The sequence below is a fragment of the Collimonas rhizosphaerae genome, from assembly GCF_038896935.1.
GTDB classification, from domain to species: domain Bacteria; phylum Pseudomonadota; class Gammaproteobacteria; order Burkholderiales; family Burkholderiaceae_D; genus Collimonas; species Collimonas rhizosphaerae.
This window is the reverse complement of record NZ_JBANDC010000021.1, coordinates 72,664-89,002: the sequence shown is the minus strand read 5'-3', so window position 1 is coordinate 89,002 and position 16,339 is coordinate 72,664. Positions and strand designations below refer to the sequence as shown.

Sequence of the window (16,339 nt, the reverse complement as noted above, 5' to 3'; positions counted from 1 at the left end):
AGAGAACGCCAAGCTGAAGCAGATCGTGGCAGAGCTGACGCTGGAGAACTCGCGCTTGCAAGACGCGCTGGACGACAAAAGAGGAATGCGCGAACATTGACGAATAAAGACTTATTTTGGATTGGCCTTGCAGTGGGAAAAAGTGCGTTATTTTTAGGTTCAATCCGACAGATAGTGCCCGGCCAAATTTAGCTATTTGCTTCACTGTTGGCCGGAACTACCTGGCGCAAATATTCTGTAGTTCTTAAGCAAGCATCTCCTCGCAAATGAACTCGAAGAGTCCCTTGAAAGTAGATGCGAAAAATCAGGTGGCTACATAAACCACAAGGCGTTGCCATTGGGTGTCTTGTGCGTACCTAAAAGTCTTTGCAGCCGACGACAAACACAAGAAAATCTGGCGATTAAACGATAAGGCTGGCGAGTCCGAGTTAAAGCCGATCGAGAAAGTCGCGGTCGGCCTCGAAATGCTCCCATTGATCGAGCTGGCCGTCGCATCAAATTTCTCGCGCGCCCGCTGCATCGGCGCCACCATGAGCAGCTCACCCGCGTCGGCCGTATCGAAATTCTGTCTGCGGCGTTGCATGTTGTCACTCGACGACTCAAGTACGAGTATCCAGGCGAACTGGCACTGGCCGGATACGATGCAGCGACGTATATATGCGAGCAGGCTTACATCGGCACCCGCCGGCGCTTCCCAGCCGGCATCTCGGTCAAAGTGCAGAAGAAGTCGAATGCGTATGCCAAAGGTCAGCAGTCGGCGGAGTTTTCGTCGCCGACACACAAGGGGAATTTAGGTAAAGTAAGAGGGCTTCGCTCCTTCAGATACTGATAGAACAAGGCCCACTCCAAAATCTCAAAACTGTGCCCGAACGACAAGCTCGGCACCAAAGCCGAGTTTGCCGACGAGAGATATTTCCGCACCTAATCGGTCAAAATGCCGCGACGTTAGCCATTGTTCACAATAGTGTACGTAACCGTCGCGTTATTGCCGCCACCACCACTGTATGACACCTTGACCGATGCAGAGTCGCTACTTATGCTGTATTGATTCGAACCGACGAATGGATCGTCCCAGGTGATCGTTATTTTCGAGATTGATTCGCCACCCTCGTCGATGAACTGATAGGCGCATTGCCCCTCGTCCCCAGTCATAAATCCGTCCGATTCCGTTTCCCATGGTCCGGTTCCCTCCGCTGCAATTTTCTGCGGCGGGTAAGAGTCCCATATTCCGTGCTGTAGCTGCAATGACGACTGAACAAGAAAAAGTTTGTAGCTGCTCTTGTTTGCCACTTTGGCGATGGTGCTTCGTGCGGCCATTTTCATTCTCCTAGTTTTTGAGTTTGACTTCTGGTTCAACAAAATTTTGAGTTACGACCGTTGGTTCAACAAAATTTTGAGTTACGACTGCTGGTTCAGATCAAAAGTGCGTTATTTTGCGTCAAACCGTTGCAGCCGATTTTCCCGCGAACCCCGCGCAGCCTAAGACCTTGGCGTTTTTGCGAACTGCGTTAAAAGCAGTGCATTTAACGCGGTGGGCAGGCGTGGGTCGACTGCGATTGAAAGGCCATGGCCGGCAGTTTTTTCATAGCAAGGCAACAAACTCAGGACGTTAAAAAAGCCGCGTGAAGCGGCTTGAGACGGCGCAGGCGCTGCCGTAACAACGTGGCGAAGGGCCGCCGACATGCGGCCCTTCGCCTTCGCTCCCTTGCTGCTTAGCGCGCGCTGTCGATAATCATGCCGCCATCAGGAGTCAGGCTGTATCCCGTCAGGAACTGTGCATCCTTGCTGGCGAGGAACAGGACGACCGGCGCGATGTCCTCTTCCGGTGATCCATAGCGGACGAGCGCGTTGGCTGGTGGAGGAGTATCGGCGGCGCCCCAGGTGTCCGCGACCGGCAGGACGTTGTTCACGGTGATCTTGTCAGCACCCCACTCGCGGGCGGCGGACCGAGTCAGGGCTCGCACCGCCTCCTTCGCCATGTTGTAGGGGCCATAGCCGACCATGCCGAGGACGCCGGCTAGCGAAGCGAAATTGATGACGCGACCTTCGCCGCTGGCCTTGAGGTGGGGATAGCAAGCCTGCATCGTCCGCAGATAAGCGATTGGACCCATTTCGAAATTGCGCTGCAATTGCTCGACCGAAAGATCGAGGATCGACGACGAAACCGAAGACGGATCGAAGGCATTGTTCACGAGAATGTCGATACGCCCATACGCGGCCACCACCTTGTCGACCGAGGTCTTGATCTGATCGGGGGCGGCGATGTCGCAGACCACACCGAGCGCGATACCGCCTGCAGCCTGAATGTCATAGACGACGCGATCGACATTTTCGACGGTGCGCGAAACAACAGCCACCTTCGCGCTTTCTGCGGCAAACAATTTCGCGGTGGCACGGCCAATGCCGCGACCGGCGCCCGTGACAATAGCAACTTTTCCATTGAGTCGAGTCATGATGATCTCCATTGGTTGAGGGTTATTTGGCGCTTCGCTGCGGCCGGAGCATAGGGGGACAGAATTTCGCGAGCAGAGTTTTGTGTCGCGAAGGACGCGACCAGGAGAATGAGCCCAGCGGCAGCTGGAATTGCCCCCTTTGGCTTGCGAACACCCAGGTGTGCTAAACCGGACAAAATCAGGTGATAGAAGATGCCGGCATAGGCGAGATCACTGAGCGCAACGTTGAAGCGCCACAGAATCGCGGCAGGACCAAGTACCTTGACCATGATCATAAAGGGGACGAGGTGGGAGGCCGAATAGCCCAAGTCCGCCTGAGCTTTTCGAACAAAGTCACCCTTGACGATATACATCGTTGCAGAAGTCAGATAGAGCAGGGCCAGCAGTGTCGTGCTGATCCAATATGAATAGTTTTCAGCCATAAAATTTTCCTAAGTGAGTTATTGTTGAATCGAATTTTTATAAGAATGTCGTGTAATATGAAAGTCAACAAGTAGGATGAAAAACTGACCCTTAGTATGGAAAAGCAGACTAAAGACGATGGCGAAATCAACATGCACGATGAAATGCGCCGGGCATTCGCGCTACTCTCGGGTAAATGGAAACTGGAGATTCTCTGGTTGCTCAATCAGCGGATTCACCGCTTCGGAGAACTGCGGCGCGAGATTACCGGGATCACGCAACACATGTTGACAGCACAGCTTCGTGAGCTTGAGGCAGATGGCTTGATATCGCGCACAGTCTTTGCAGAAGTGCCTCCCAGGGTTGAATACGAAATTACCTCGAAGGCCCGTGGACTTGGACCGACGATGGAAGCCCTGACGGCGTGGTGGCAAATACATAGAGACAGCGTGCCGCCAAAACGATCTGTCTCAAGCGGGCGTAAAGCGAAAACTAGCTAGACTCGCCTTCTACGCCATTCCTACTGCCTAGCCAAGCACGCAAGCTACAGTTTGGCCGCTGCCGGTCAGGTTTTCGTGGCAAGGCAGCAATGTCAGGACAATAAAAAAGCCGCACAGCAGCAGCCAGGGTCAGGTCTTGCAACAGCAGCCAGGGTCAGGTCTTGCAATGACACATTTTCGCTATCAGATTCTGAGACCAGCATTAAGCAGCAGAGCATTATGTGTCATTGCAAGACCTGACCCTGGATGCCGGCACGTAGGTTGCCGAGCAGGTGCGGGACTGGCTTGCGGCGATGTCGCCAGGGGCTGAGAAAGCTGCCGAAGCGGGGGCTGTATCACTTGATTAACACCAAGTAGCCCTGGCTCTGATACAATTTCGCCGCAGCCGGTCCCGGCTGCGCGTTGTCTCGCCATAGTTCAATGGATAGAACGAGTGCCTCCTAAGCGCTAGATACAGGTCCGATTCCTGTTGGCGGGACCAAGTCCCTTTTCTTCAACTCCCTGTAATTGGCCGTAAGCCGCGTATTTAAAGGCTTGTTGACGATTTCCCCCCTTTCGCGATTCCCACGGAAACCCGTAATTTCCTGCGTTCGCTGTTACCATTTACGAACAAATTGCGAAATGGCATCATTCAGAAAAATGGGAATGTTTGCCGCTTTCAGCTCTACGTCCAGGGGATACATCGCGACTAAAGCCCTGGCCGCAGCTTGGACTGCAAAGCGTGACAATGGATGGAAACCAGTCCCTCGACGAATGTTCGTAGACTTATCAGTCCTGGCGCCCGCGATCGTTTGATTTCACCTGGTGAGAGTGATCGAATTGCCTTTGCACTGGGCTTTGATGGTGCGCAGGTTCAAACAAAAAATCCGGCCGTGGCGATGGCATTTTTGTTCGCTATTGAGATAGTAATGTGTGTTGGCGAAATTTGCGCGATGCTACCGGAGAATGTGACGGGACGGGTCGCACGGCATTAACGGCCATCCCGATATTCGCCGCGTGTTTGATGGGTTTACGATGATTAGCCTGGATATCAAATACAGCATTGGCAGTACGCATGGCCAACCAAGGACTAACAAAGAACTGGTTATTACCCATCAGGATGCAGATGTGGTGACGAAGCTTTTCTGAATTTATCTCTGTATTTTTTGAAAATGGTGGCGCCACCCACCATAGCTCACGGAGCTTTATTTTTGAATCTTCAGCTCGCCATCGATATTCGCAATATCGCCGTCGCCCTGCTTGTAACTGGTAATGTCCAGCGAAGCCCATTGCCAGCTGCCGTCTCTTTTTTGGCAATATGCCGTTAACGCGACGGCGATATTTTCCGTGGTCTGTTGGTAGCTGCCGTTAGGAATGAAGCCGGTGACGGGGAGAGAGTCGTTTTCCGATTGCAGTGCGCCATCATAATTTACAAGGCCGCCAGATAGGCTGGAGATATTGAATCCGGATGCAATCCACGATTGATCGCGACGCCGCGCTTTGCCATAAAGGTTCGAATTGATATGTGAGGCTGTTTTTTGATAACTTCCGGCAGGAATGAATCGAGACATAAGAGACTCCTATTTTGAATGGTTCGCGCCGTACGTGACTTGTAGCGTGATTTACCAGCGGCGCCATTGGCAAAACATTCATCTGCAGGGAGCCAGAGCTACATTTGCGACGTTGGCAGAGTTAGAGTGAGCAAAATACTGTCACAAGTGATAGGTGGTAAGGCGTCCAGAATCACAAGCGGAGCGATTTCTTTTTCGTCGATTGGAGCAGCAATTTCAATTGCTCTTCCAGCCAATCACATCGTGCTTGATTGATATTTGTCGCTCCTGCGTATCCGTCAATCTCTCCTGATGCACGCGGGCGATGCGCGCTATGCGGCCAAAGAATCCGACCGACAGCTGGTTTTCATCCTGCTCGATTCTGAGATTTTTTTGCAGGCGATTTTTCCGAGCATCGCCGCTTTCTGATTTGGGAGTGCTAACGCGCCGCAGGCGTGCGGGCCTAGGCGTGACGACGCGAGCTACCGTTTCGCAACGGGTGGCAGCGGCCGACCGCAATCAAGCTTGCTCGATATGCGTAATCAGTTCTTTATTGCAGCCGTCGCGGGAGTTGCGGCACGAGTTGCGGCGAAAACGAATAAACATGAACAGCGATCCATGCGTGATCGTTTGCGCCGCATGAAACCCGTGCGAGCCGGAGCTCAGGCTGTGCCGCGATAAGAACCCAAATCTGGTGTATGCCGCTGCGGTCCTTGCGGTTGTAAGGACAGTTTGGGTCTCTGCGATTCGGCGACACTTTCTACGCCGTCGACGGTAATCGCTTCGAGGAAGCGTAGGACATTGCGATAATAATCGACTCGCATTTCCGCTTCCAGCAACTGCCTTTCTGATTGATACAACCCCAAGCGTGTATCGCGTAATTCATTTTCCGCCATTTTTTCCGGCGTCAGAATATATTTGGTCACCAATTTGTTAAACCATCCCATGTCGTCACCTCTTTTTTTTGTATGGAGACGATTTGATATTAAATCTTCTATGGCAAAAAAAGCTAGTAAAAAAGATAACAATCGAAATCATTTAGCTATGCTGTTGCGCAGTTCCCACGCGACTATTTACGCAAAACAACAATGCATCAATAGTCAGAAAATGCAAGGTGATTAAAAACAAGATGTGCTTCGAATAAGCTGGGAGGATGGCTGCCCAACGTGAGTTGGCGAGCCGTCGGCGATACGCAACTGGTAACGACGGCAGCCAATACGTCAGCCGCGAACTGGTGACTACTAGCTGGGAGGCGGACGCGGTGACGCAGCGCTTCTAAAAATGTCTGGATATGACGTCCACAATAATGTGTTTTTTTGAATTGCCAATTTCGGCGCCGCATTTTGTGCGCGTGCGGGGTCACGCGATGCCGCTAGAGAGTTGACCCGCATTTCCGTACGGTATTTATAAATTTTGCTAAAGCCGATCAGAACCATGGACAAATTTCATTCCGATTACTAAGATGAATTAATGTCATTTTATCTATTGTTTCGGTTTTGGGAGTTCGCTATGGACGTGCATATCGAAGAAGAAATGATTAGCGAATACGTCAATAAAATTCAAGCACTGGCAGTCCTCGCCCTGTACGGACAAAATGTTGACTCACCCATTAAATCTGTCGTCAGCGAAGCATGTTATTTCCTCCTTCGTCAGCGATCCGATGCGACGGCGAATCTCTTGGCATTCAAAAGCCGACTAACAAAAATGGGCAATGACGCGCATTACAGCCTGCCGGAATACAAAAAGCCTTTCGAATATGCCGCTTCACTGGTTGCCATTCATTAACCTTGGAGAAGTAAACATCGGCTATACACCCGGGAGTTCAATACCTACAAGTCACTGACAATATGGCGTAACAAAGCACCACGAATCAATGCCTGATCCGTGGTGGTGAAGCGGAGCAAGGGACGGGCCGGATAGCTACGTCCAGTGGAGGTGTTCAATGAAGATCGACGCAATAGCCAACCTGGCCCAAGAGTCAGCAAGAGTTTGTCTACAACAAAAAGAAAAAGAGTCCGCTGACATTACAACGTTTTGGCCATTCATGCTTATTGAAGGCAATTGCACAGCGTTAGTCTTGTTCGCCCCTGATTTTGAAGCTAAAGCGCCCATTTTTAAGGAACGAGCGAAGGAAGGCTGGGTCGGTAACGGTCGCGACTGGAACTCAGTTGCACAAGCAATCGTTAAGGAACAGTTTCATCAATTAGCGGGCGAATTCAGGTTCGATTCCGACGCCGGTCATTTTGCAACGTACGGAACAAAAGTGAATTTGACGGTGCTAGGCTATGCGTTAAAAATCGCTTTCGACGATGACCATATCCTTAGAGATATTCTGTTTCGTGCCAAGTTACAGGACTAGCCGCCGAGATGGCGCAACAAGGAATCTTGAATCAATGCTTCGTCGGTGGGAGAAAAACCCAGTAAGGGTCGGATAGGATAGTTATAGTCAGTTATCCCCGATTTTTGCGCAACTCGGCAAAATTCCGCAAAAAGACACTGACAATATTTTTGTCGTCTGCCTGGGCCCATCTTCATGTCGTCTTAATGTTATTGAATCAAGTCCGCTTTATACTTGGGCCGTCACTTACCATGACGGTATCCCCAACCCCGATGTACCTTCATGCCCGCAACCGACAGGTTGGCGGGCATTTTTTTGACCGTGGCGCCAGAGGCAAGTATTGCTTCGGCCCGACAAGAGCACGTTTCTCACCCCTGGTTTATGGAAGCGCTTCATCAAGGGTGATGCGAGAGGGCGTAATTATTGGCAGTTTCACGCGGGCGGCAGCTTCGATAGAAACGCATCGACATGACGCTCTTCCGTTGCCCACGAAGTGACCAGGCGAATCACCGAACTGTCCGGTCCCTGTGCCTCCCAGACATAGAACTGAAAGCCCCCTTGCAGCATTGAGATCACGGAGTTCGGCAGTATGGGGAATACCTGGTTCGTCTCTGATTCGGCGCTTAGCAAGTAGCCCGCGGACGAGATGCCTGCAGCCAGCTTTTCAGCCATGGCGTTCGCATGGCGGGCCATAGTGAAAAAAAGTTTTTTGGTCCCGAAAAGCTCGCGAAACTGGATGCCCAATAGGCGCCCTTTGGCCAACATGCCGCCGCGCTGCTTCATGTGGAAGGCGAAGTCTTCTTTGAGAGATGGGTTGCACACCACCAGCGCTTCACCCAGGAGCGCACCCGCCTTGGTTCCGCCAATCCAGAAAATGTCGGCCAGGGATGCAATATCGGCCAACGTGGCATCACTCTTGTTCGACGAGAGAGCCGCGCCCAATCGCGCTCCATCAACGAAGAGGATGAGTCCCCGTTGCTTGGCCAAAGTGGAAATCGCACGCAACTCCGGCAGCGTATAGACCGTGCCAGTCTCTGTCGCATTCGACAGATAGAGTAGCCGAGGCTTGGCCATGTGCGGGAAATGCGCATTACCGGCCAGCGCCGCCTCAATGTTGGCTGGCGTAAGCTTGCCATTCACGGCGGGAACGACAATGAGTTTGTGGCCGGTCGCCTCGATGGCGCCAGCCTCTCGGACCACAATATGTCCCGAGCCGACCGCTATCACTGCTTCGTGGGGACGCAGGCAACTGGAAATCGCCACAATGTTCGCCATCGTTCCACTCGCCACAAAGTGGATATCGGCCCTGACTCCCCCCAAGTGGCTTTGGATGCTGGCCTTAGCTTCCTCGGAGTAAGTGTCGGATCCGTATGGGGCGTGCTGGATGAGATTGGACTCCAGGAGAGCCTGCAGGATATCGGGGTGGCACCCCTCGCTGTAATCGTCAAGAAAGCTGAAAGTAGTCATTGGATTTTGCTCGCTGGGTTACGCCATGACGCAATAGGCGTCGGCACAACATGCAGATTACCGGGTGCGCTACCTCAAGCCGGCGCCGGATGAGCATGCTTCGAAGGAAGACCGCAATCGTCGGAAATGTCTTCATAGCGTGCCGCCTTGCGAAAAATGAAGCGATCGCATAACAGGACCCCAAAAAAGGAAATCATAGCAGTATCCAGCTCGGATGCATGAGCGTGGCGGCTCTGAAACCTGTTGGCTGGGCTGCTCCATTTTTTCACCTGCGGCCATGTACAGACAGCACTTGCGCCAGCTTCTGCGCGCGGAACGCTTCTGTGACGAAATCGACAAAAGCGCGCGTCTTGGCCGGCAACAGTTTCTGACTGGTGAAATACAGCGAAATCGGCCCAATGTCGCTATACCAGTCCGGAAGCAGCCGCTCCAGCGTGCCGCTCTCCAGATGCGGCCGGGCATGTGGCACGGCAACCATGCCGACACCGAGGCCCAACAGTGTAGCGGGGAAGATCGCATCCGGACCGCTGACCGTCATCACTGGTTTCTGCACCACCGCCATTTCAGCGCCGGCGCCGTTGCGCATGACATAGGTACGTACCCGGCCGCTTAGCGGCGAACGCATCACGATGCCGGCGAGTTCTGCCAATCCGGCAGGATCCTTGGGACGGCGTTTGCCTCGCATGAATTCTGGCGATGCCACGGCAATCAAATGCATCCTTCCAAGCTCGCGCGCCACCATGCCTGGCGGCAGGTCGAAACCGCCGCCGATAGCCGCGTCGAAACCGCCGGCGATCAGGTCCAGCGGACGGTTATCGAAGTACCAGTCCGGCGTCACTGCCGGGTAGCGTTCGAGAAAGGCCGGCATCAGCGGCAACAGGTAGTCCATGCCAAAGCCCGGCGCGGCGCTCAGCTTGAGCACGCCGGCCGGTTGCCCGGCATTGACCGTGATATCGGCAATCGCACCCTGGATGCTGTCGAGGCTGCCTTGCACTGTTTGCAGGAAACGCTCTCCCGCTTCGCTCAGGGTCAGGCCGCGCGTGCTGCGCTGGAACAGGCGGATGCCGAGGTTGCGTTCCAGCTGCGCGACGTTGCGGCTGACTGCTGCCGGCGTCAGCGCCAGCCGGCGTGCTGCCGACGAAAAGCTGCCGGTCTCGGCGCTGCGTACGAAGGATTCCAGGTTGGCGAGGGTTTCCATGATTGAGCTTTCAAGTAATGCTTGAAACTGATTATATCAACTATCTACTAACGCTATAAACTGGAAACACCTAAGATTCAACTCAGCAAGACAACTTTTCCACCTCATCCAAAGGAAACATCATGAACATCGCAATCATCGGCGCTGGCGCAATCGGCTCAGCCATTGCCCGCAAACTCGCTCAAAACGGCATTGAAGCATCCATCGCCAACAGCCGCGGCCCGCAGTCGCTGCAAGCCCTGACTGACGAACTTGGTCCGAATATCAAGGCAGTCAGCGTGAAAGAAGCAGCCCAGGCAGACCTGGTATTCGTAGCAGTCAATTGGGACCGCATCCCGGCAGCGCTGAAGGACCTCGGTCCGTGGAACGGCCGCATCCTGGTCGATGCCAACAATGCCGTTGAAGTGCCGTCGTTCCAGGCCGTCAACCTGGGCGGTCGTGCATCAAGCGAAGTAGTCGCAGACCTGGCGCCAGGCGCCCGCGTGGTCAAGGCTTTCGGCCACCTGGTCGCGCCCGTGCTGGATGCAGATCCGCAAGCCAATGGCGGCCGCCGCGTGTTATTCCTGTCGGGACCGGATGCCGACGCGAAGAAGACGGTAAGCGACCTGATCGCGCGGCTGGGCTTTGCACCGATCGACTTGGGCGGCGTCAACGAAGGAAGGGCAGTGCAGTTTCCCGGCGGTCCGCTGGCGGTGTTGAATCTGGTGAAATTCGACTAATGTGAAATCGGTGGGACGAAGCCGCCCAGGATGATCTGATTTTGCCTTACGCATCGGCGCCGAGCCGCCGAGCCTCCATAATCTGCGGCAAGCTCTCTTCAATCCAGTCAGCCAGCGCTTCCACTTTTTTCCCGACTTCCAGCCCGAGCGGGGTGAGGCTGTATTCCACATGGGGCGGAACAACCGGGTAGGATTTGCGCAGCACGAATCCGTCGGCTTCCAGCCATTGCAGCGTCTGCGCGAGCATCCTTTCGCTGACGCCGTTAACCTTCCTGCGCAAATCGCTGAAACGATAGGCCCCGCCCAGCAACGCGACCAGGATCAGCACTCCCCAGCGGCTGGTGACGTGCGTCAGCACCTCGCGTGACGGGCATTTGCCGGTAAACAAGTCGCCTCTCGTCATCTGGGCGGAGAGGGGTATGGTTGCCGCTATCGGGCTGTTGGCGTCATTGCTCATGGGATGGATACTTACCTTTATGTTGGTACTTACTAAATGTAAGTTTGAGTGATATTGTGCCAGTTCTTCTCTTGCACATAAAGGAGTTTGACCATGATCGTCGTAACTGGAGCCTCCGGCCAACTGGGCCGCCTTGTCATCAAAGAACTGCTTAAAAAGCTGCCGGCAAACGAAATCGTTGCCGCGGTGCGCACTCCTGAAAAAGTTGCCGACCTGGCCGCCTTGGGCGTGCAAGTGCGGCTGGCCGATTATGCCCAGCCAGCGACGCTCGACGCTGCATTCAAGGGCGCCGCCCAGCTGCTGCTGATTTCATCCAGCGAAGTGGGGCAGCGCCTGCCGCAGCATCGCAATGCGATTGATGCGGCTAAACGCGCCGGTGTCGGCTTGGTAGCCTACACCAGCGTTTTGCGGGCTGATACTTCGCCATTGGGCCTGGCTGCCGAACACAAGGAAACTGAAGCGCTGCTGAGGGCATCCGGCCTGCCGCATGTAGTGCTGCGCAACGGCTGGTATACGGAAAACTACCTGGCCAGCGTGCCCACCGCCTTGCAGCATGGCGTCTACATCGGCAGCGCCGGCGAAGGCAAGATCGCATCGGCGGCACGTGCCGACTACGCCGCTGCAGCCGCGGCTGTACTGACCGGCGCCGGCCAGGCGGGCAAGGTGTACGAATTGGCTGGCGACGAAGCCTACACGCTGACCGAACTTGCGGCTGAAATCGCTCGCCAGTCGGGCAAGGCAGTGGTCTACCAAAACCTGCCGGAGGCCGATTTCAAGGAAGCGCTGCTTGGCGCAGGCTTGCCTGAGCACGTAGCCGGCTTACTGTCGGATTCTGATGCCGGGGTATCAAAAGGCGGGCTGTTTGATGACGGCCATCAGCTGAGCCGGCTGATCGGTCGACCGACGACGACTCTTGCGACGCTGGTTAAAGCTGCGCTTGCCTGATCCGCTCCCGTCAAGAAACCGGGGCCAAGGCCGGTCTCAGCATCACTTTCTGGGCGATTGCCGTGTAGGCTGCGAATAACCGCAGGCGACAGGCAATCTTTTGGAAAAATCTAGCGCGGCTCGGTGAAAAAGTAGAGCAATGCAATGACCGGCAACGCGAACCCCAGCCACGACGCCATGGCCCATCCGCCATGGGCGAAAGCCAGGCCGCCCAGCGCCGATCCGAGCGCGCCGCCGGCGAAGAAGGTCGCCATGTAGAGGCCGTTGAGGCGGCTGCGATATTCGGCTCCCAAAACAAAGATGGCGCGCTGTCCCAGCACCAGGTTGGTGGTCGCGCCAAAATCCAGCAGGATGCCGGCGGCTACCAGCAAGCCCAGGGCAAGCGGCGAACCGTGGGCGCCGATGTGCGTGATGAGGAAGGCGCCGGCGACGGCCAGCATTGCGAATGCAGTCGCGGCCTTGGTCCAGCCGCGGTCCGCGAAGCGGCCGGCGATGGGCGAGGCAATGGCGCCGGCCACGCCCGCGAGGGCGAACAATGCAATGCCTCCTTGCGATAGCCCGAACTCAGGCCCCGCCAGCAGCAGCGGGGTAGTGGTCCAGAACAGGCTGAAGGCGGCGAACATGCAGGCTTGATAGAACGCACGGCGCCGCAGCACCGGCGTGCTGCGCATCAGATGCACCATGGAGGCCAGCAGCTTGCCATAGGAAATGGTCGAAACCGGTTCGCGCTGCGGCAACGCCAGGCGGAGCATGAGCGCCAGCAGCGCCATCGCTGCCGCAGATAGGAAAAACACCGCGTGCCAAGAGGCAAACTGGGCGATGAAGCTGGACACCGGACGCGCCAGCATGATGCCCAGCATCAAGCCACTGACGACACTGCCGACGGCCCGGCCGCGTTCCGCTTCCGGCGTCAGGTGCGCGGCATACGGCACCAGCACCTGCACTGCAACCGAGGCGAGGCCGATGCACAGCGTGGCGGCGAAGAAGGGCAGCGGATGCGTCGACAATGCGGCTGCCAGCAGCGACAGGATGGCGAGGCCGATCAGGATCAGCACCAGGCGGCGCGTTTCCAGCAGATCGCCGAGCGGGACGATAAACAGCAGTCCTATGCCATAACCGATCTGGGTCAGGGTGACGATCAGTCCGGTGGCACCGGGCGACAGGCCCAGCGCCACACCGATCGGTCCGGCCAAGGGCTGGGCGTAATAAAGATTGGCGGCAATCAGCCCGCAGGCGAACGCCAGCAGGAGCATCATCCAGGCCGAGGCTGCCGGTTCGGAACTGGTCTCGGCGCTAGCGGTAAATGTGGTCATCGGTAATCCTTAAAAAGGGAATAAACATTTCCTAAATTGATAAAAAAATCAGGCGAGCGTCTTCATTGCAATATTTACCAGCACGGCCATCTCATCCCGGGTGCGGCCGGTCTTGCCGACCACGCGCATGCCCTGGATCACGCACAGCATCATGCGGGCGGTCGCTGCGCCATCGATCTGCTGCGGGATCGATCCGTCTTCCTGGCCGTGCCGGATCAGCGTGCCGATGAACACTTCGTTCCTGGTCAGCGCTGCGGTGACCCATTGCGCAACATCCTGGTCAAAGGTGGCCAGTTCCGCTGCGCTGCCAACCACCATGCAACCCTCCAGGCCGCAGGCGCCGTGCGACGCTTCGGCATAAAAAGCCAAGGCCAGGCGCACCTGCTCTTTTCCCGTCGCGCCCGCGCCGACCACTGCCCGCAGCTGCGTATCGCGTACGGTCTTGTAATGGTCGAGCGCTGCCAGGAAGACACTTTTTTTATCCTTGAACGCCTTGTAGACGCTGCCCGAAGCAAGCTGCATGGCCTGCGTCAGGTCGCACACAGTGGTGCCGTGGTAGCCGCGCTCGCTGAATACGCGTACCGCCTTGTCCAGCGCCTGGTCCATGTCGAATTCGCGCGGCCTGCCGCGGCCGCGCGAAAGATTGACACGGTCTGTAGTGACTGGGTTTGATAAGGAATTTGACATGGGCTGATTATGGGAATGTTTATTCCCTAAGTCAAGAGATGAAACGATGGCGTTATTTACTGGTCACATATAGGCAATCTTGAGCAAGCCGTAAAACAATGTCTGATCGATAACGGAGGCTGCCATGTCTAAGAAGAACAGAGTAATCCGAAATTTTGCGCTGGCGTCCATGTTTCTTTGCTGGCATCCCATCACCCAGGCAGACGATGCCTTGCCACCGCTGGCGCCGGCCGGCGACAGCTACTACGCCTCGGCCGCGCTCGGCAACGGCATCCTGTACGGCACCAGCCTGGACGGCCAGAAGCCGATGCGCTGGCGCGCGGCGGAAATCCGCTTCGGACCGGCCCTCGACCTGTTCGGACTGGCGGCCGGCGGCCACCTGCCGGCAGGAGCCAGCACCCGGCTGGACTATGTGTATTACAACGAAGGCCATCCCGACAACAATCACCGCGACGGCTACGCCATGCAAATGGTCTACCGCCAGAACTTGCGCCCCAGTTTTGACCTTGAATTGGGGGCGGGCCCGTATTTCAGCATGAACCGGACCACCGTCAACGGCACGGAAAAAGACGATGCGCGCCTGGGCGGCTTGATTTCCGTGGCGTTGCTGGCGCATCTCGACCAGTATTCGCCCGGCCTCAGCTTGCGGCTGGCCTACAATCACGTATTGACGCCCGGCGCGCCTTCCTCGGATGCTTTCCTGGTCGGCCTCGGCAAGGACTTCGGCGCAGCCCACGTAAGCGCGCCCGATGATGGCGGCAAGCACGGCTTATGGCTGGCGGCGCTGGGCGGTTTCGCCCAGACCAACCAGTCGGGACCAGGCAAGCGCCTGAGTTATGCGCTGGAAGCAAAGAAATACTACGGTCCGTGGGCCGCTTCGGTTTCCGCGATTGAAGAAGGGGATGATGGCGTGCGCGTGAACCGGCACGGGTTTGCCGCTCAGGGCTGGTATGTGCAGCCTGTCGCCGAGCATTGGGACATCAGCGCCGGCGTGGGGCCCTACCTGGCCGTCAATAAACGCGACTCGAACGACTGGAAAGTCAACGGCCTGGTCAGCTTGCAGGTCGGGCGTGACCTCGGCCATCAGCTGAGAGGCTTCGCCAGTTTCGGCCGCGTAGTCACGTTCAGGAACAAGAATGACGCCGACCTGATGACGATCGGCGTCATGAAAGGCTTTGACCTCTAGCCCGCCCTGGTTGCTCAGCGCAGCGTCTCGGCCAGCTTGTTTTCATCCATGCTGCGCCCCAGGACCACCCAGAAAATGCACAGCGACAGCAGGCCGGCGACGGCATAGACCGACACGTCGAGGTAGTTGCCGCCGATCTTGAGCGGGATCAGCGGCGCGTTGCTGGTGCAGATCATGTTGGCGGCGTACATGCCGACGTAGTGCATGCTGCACACCGCGAGCGCCATCACCAGCGCCGCTACCACGCGGTGCAGCAGCCGTGTCAGGTTGAACGCCAGCCACAACGCCGCGGAGGCGGCGGCGATGGCGATGGCGATCGAGATCACGACGATGGTCGGGTTGAGCAGCATGGTGGCGCGCAGGTTCATCGCGTACATCCCCATGTAATGCATCACGCACACGCCGACGCCGGCCAGCAGGCTGCCGGCGAGCCAGCCGGATACCTTGAATTTGCCGTGGCTGCCGGCCAGGTAGAGCGCAATGCCGGAAATGACGATGGCGGCCAGCAGCGAAGCCGCGGTCAGCACCACGTCATAGGCAATCGGCACGGTCAGGCGATACGCCTGCATGGCGAGGAAATGCATCGACCAGATACCGATGCCGCCCAGCGAGGCTGCGGCGCAGACGGTCATGCCGAGGTCCAGCGAGCCATCCTTGCGAAACATGGATTTGGCGCACTGCAAGGCCAGCAGCGCGCCCCAGAATGAAATCATGTATGACAGCAGTACCAGAGCAGCGTCATATTTCGGCGCCAATAATTGGCCTAGCAATGGATCCATGGCTTTCTCCCTGTCGTATGAATGTGATAGGCAAAAGCGAGGCGCTTCTGCCCTTGTTTTTGCAACATTGTTATTATAAAAACCGGGCCAGATAAATTACGCCATGGCATGTGTCCGTCTCGTGGATGGATATTTCCATGTGGAAATAATATAGGGTTAAAATTCCTATACGGCAATACGTTTATGGAAATATTTTATTGATGCGGCCGGCTAGCCGAAATCACCGCTGGCGACGGGCATGAAGTGGGCCTGGCAAAGGGTGGGCTGCGACAAATGTACGACTAGGCGGCACGAGTATAGGTACAATGTGCGGTTCATTCATCCAATTGACTGCACAAAGCCGTTGTAGCGCTGCTGCAGATCTTT

21 protein-coding genes and 1 tRNA gene are annotated in these 16,339 nt (G+C 56.1%); 9 read left to right on the top strand and 13 right to left on the bottom strand.

Going from position 1 to position 16,339, the window contains the following annotated elements; translation table 11 throughout:
• Positions 1-304 precede the first annotated feature (304 nt).
• From V8G57_RS22845 to V8G57_RS22830, 4 genes are all read right to left on the bottom strand, one after another.
• Positions 305-583, bottom strand: coding sequence for a hypothetical protein (locus V8G57_RS22845; protein ID WP_342831341.1), 279 nt, complete (start codon positions 581-583; stop codon positions 305-307).
• A 362-nt stretch (positions 584-945) separates the two neighbouring features.
• Complete coding sequence (locus tag V8G57_RS22840; protein ID WP_342831339.1) at positions 946-1,317, bottom strand: Crystal protein ET79; 372 nt, start codon at positions 1,315-1,317, stop codon at positions 946-948.
• A gap of 395 nt (positions 1,318-1,712) precedes the next feature.
• Entirely contained in the window at positions 1,713-2,453 is a 741-nt protein-coding gene (locus V8G57_RS22835) for an SDR family NAD(P)-dependent oxidoreductase (protein WP_342831338.1), read from the bottom strand.
• Positions 2,450-2,875, bottom strand: coding sequence for a DoxX family protein (locus tag V8G57_RS22830; RefSeq protein WP_342831337.1), 426 nt, complete (start codon positions 2,873-2,875; stop codon positions 2,450-2,452). The genes V8G57_RS22835 and V8G57_RS22830 overlap by 4 nt, the downstream gene beginning before the upstream one ends.
• 96 nt (positions 2,876-2,971) lie before the next feature.
• Here V8G57_RS22830 and V8G57_RS22825 point away from each other — a divergent pair, with 96 nt between their 5' ends.
• The 3 genes from V8G57_RS22825 (at position 2,972) to V8G57_RS22815 (ending at position 4,329) form a co-directional block, all read left to right on the top strand.
• On the top strand, positions 2,972-3,355 hold the full coding sequence (locus V8G57_RS22825) for a winged helix-turn-helix transcriptional regulator (RefSeq protein WP_342831336.1): 384 nt from the start codon (positions 2,972-2,974) through the stop codon (positions 3,353-3,355).
• A 406-nt stretch (positions 3,356-3,761) separates the two neighbouring features.
• A tRNA-Arg gene (locus V8G57_RS22820) sits at positions 3,762-3,836 on the top strand.
• Positions 3,837-4,086: 250 nt separating this feature from the next.
• Entirely contained in the window at positions 4,087-4,329 is a 243-nt protein-coding gene (locus V8G57_RS22815) for a hypothetical protein (protein WP_342831335.1), read from the top strand.
• Between the two features lie 210 nt (positions 4,330-4,539).
• On the opposite strand, the gene V8G57_RS22810 is transcribed toward V8G57_RS22815, so the two are convergent.
• Positions 4,540-4,905, bottom strand: a complete 366-nt coding sequence (locus tag V8G57_RS22810) for a cyanovirin (protein WP_092401297.1) — start codon at positions 4,903-4,905, stop codon at positions 4,540-4,542.
• A 258-nt stretch (positions 4,906-5,163) separates the two neighbouring features.
• On the opposite strand from V8G57_RS22810, the gene V8G57_RS22805 reads away from it, so the two are divergent.
• Positions 5,164-5,313 carry a hypothetical protein gene (locus V8G57_RS22805; protein ID WP_342831334.1) on the top strand — a complete coding sequence of 50 codons (150 nt, stop codon included), beginning with the start codon at positions 5,164-5,166 and terminating at the stop codon, positions 5,311-5,313.
• A 233-nt stretch (positions 5,314-5,546) separates the two neighbouring features.
• Here the strand turns inward: V8G57_RS22805 and V8G57_RS22800 are convergent, their stop codons facing one another.
• Positions 5,547-5,831: a hypothetical protein gene (locus V8G57_RS22800; protein WP_342831333.1), complete on the bottom strand. Its 285-nt coding sequence runs from the start codon at positions 5,829-5,831 to the stop codon at positions 5,547-5,549.
• Between the two features lie 562 nt (positions 5,832-6,393).
• On the opposite strand from V8G57_RS22800, the gene V8G57_RS22795 reads away from it, so the two are divergent.
• A complete protein-coding gene (locus V8G57_RS22795; RefSeq protein WP_139220167.1) occupies positions 6,394-6,669 on the top strand; it encodes a hypothetical protein in 276 nt (91 codons plus the stop codon).
• 157 nt (positions 6,670-6,826) lie between these two features.
• The gene (locus V8G57_RS22790; RefSeq protein ID WP_092401288.1) at positions 6,827-7,243 is read left to right on the top strand and encodes an Imm51 family immunity protein; all 417 of its coding nucleotides are present in this window, start codon (positions 6,827-6,829) and stop codon (positions 7,241-7,243) included.
• Here the strand turns inward: V8G57_RS22790 and V8G57_RS22785 are convergent.
• From V8G57_RS22785 to V8G57_RS22775, 3 genes are all read right to left on the bottom strand, one after another.
• Positions 7,240-7,413 (bottom strand): phage virion morphogenesis family protein, encoded by a 174-nt coding sequence (locus tag V8G57_RS22785; protein ID WP_342831344.1) that lies wholly within the window; start codon positions 7,411-7,413, stop codon positions 7,240-7,242. The two genes, V8G57_RS22790 and V8G57_RS22785, sit on opposite strands and share 4 nt — an antisense overlap.
• A 241-nt stretch (positions 7,414-7,654) precedes the next feature.
• Positions 7,655-8,689, bottom strand: coding sequence for a threonine aldolase family protein (locus V8G57_RS22780; RefSeq protein WP_092401285.1), 1,035 nt, complete (start codon positions 8,687-8,689; stop codon positions 7,655-7,657).
• A 265-nt stretch (positions 8,690-8,954) separates the two neighbouring features.
• On the bottom strand, positions 8,955-9,887 hold the full coding sequence (locus V8G57_RS22775) for a LysR family transcriptional regulator (protein WP_342831331.1): 933 nt from the start codon (positions 9,885-9,887) through the stop codon (positions 8,955-8,957).
• A gap of 122 nt (positions 9,888-10,009) precedes the next feature.
• Here V8G57_RS22775 and V8G57_RS22770 point away from each other — a divergent pair, with 122 nt between their 5' ends.
• A complete protein-coding gene (locus tag V8G57_RS22770; protein WP_092401280.1) occupies positions 10,010-10,606 on the top strand; it encodes an NADPH-dependent F420 reductase in 597 nt (198 codons plus the stop codon).
• Between the two features lie 46 nt (positions 10,607-10,652).
• Here the strand turns inward: V8G57_RS22770 and V8G57_RS22765 are convergent, their stop codons facing one another.
• Complete coding sequence (locus V8G57_RS22765; protein ID WP_342831330.1) at positions 10,653-11,063, bottom strand: winged helix-turn-helix transcriptional regulator; 411 nt, start codon at positions 11,061-11,063, stop codon at positions 10,653-10,655.
• A 93-nt stretch (positions 11,064-11,156) separates the two neighbouring features.
• Here V8G57_RS22765 and V8G57_RS22760 point away from each other — a divergent pair, with 93 nt between their 5' ends.
• Entirely contained in the window at positions 11,157-12,008 is an 852-nt protein-coding gene (locus V8G57_RS22760) for an SDR family oxidoreductase (protein ID WP_092401274.1), read from the top strand.
• Positions 12,009-12,118: 110 nt separating this feature from the next.
• On the opposite strand, the gene V8G57_RS22755 is transcribed toward V8G57_RS22760, so the two are convergent.
• Positions 12,119-13,321 carry an MFS transporter gene (locus V8G57_RS22755; RefSeq protein WP_342831329.1) on the bottom strand — a complete coding sequence of 401 codons (1,203 nt, stop codon included), beginning with the start codon at positions 13,319-13,321 and terminating at the stop codon, positions 12,119-12,121.
• A 48-nt stretch (positions 13,322-13,369) separates the two neighbouring features.
• Complete coding sequence (locus V8G57_RS22750) at positions 13,370-14,008, bottom strand: TetR/AcrR family transcriptional regulator (protein WP_342831328.1); 639 nt, start codon at positions 14,006-14,008, stop codon at positions 13,370-13,372.
• Positions 14,009-14,132: 124 nt separating this feature from the next.
• Between V8G57_RS22750 and V8G57_RS22745 the strand changes: the two genes are divergently transcribed.
• Complete coding sequence (locus tag V8G57_RS22745) at positions 14,133-15,194, top strand: hypothetical protein (RefSeq protein WP_342831327.1); 1,062 nt, start codon at positions 14,133-14,135, stop codon at positions 15,192-15,194.
• Between the two features lie 14 nt (positions 15,195-15,208).
• Here the strand turns inward: V8G57_RS22745 and V8G57_RS22740 are convergent, their stop codons facing one another.
• A complete protein-coding gene (locus V8G57_RS22740; RefSeq protein WP_092401262.1) occupies positions 15,209-15,973 on the bottom strand; it encodes an MHYT domain-containing protein in 765 nt (254 codons plus the stop codon).
• Between the last annotated feature and the right edge of the window lie 366 nt (positions 15,974-16,339).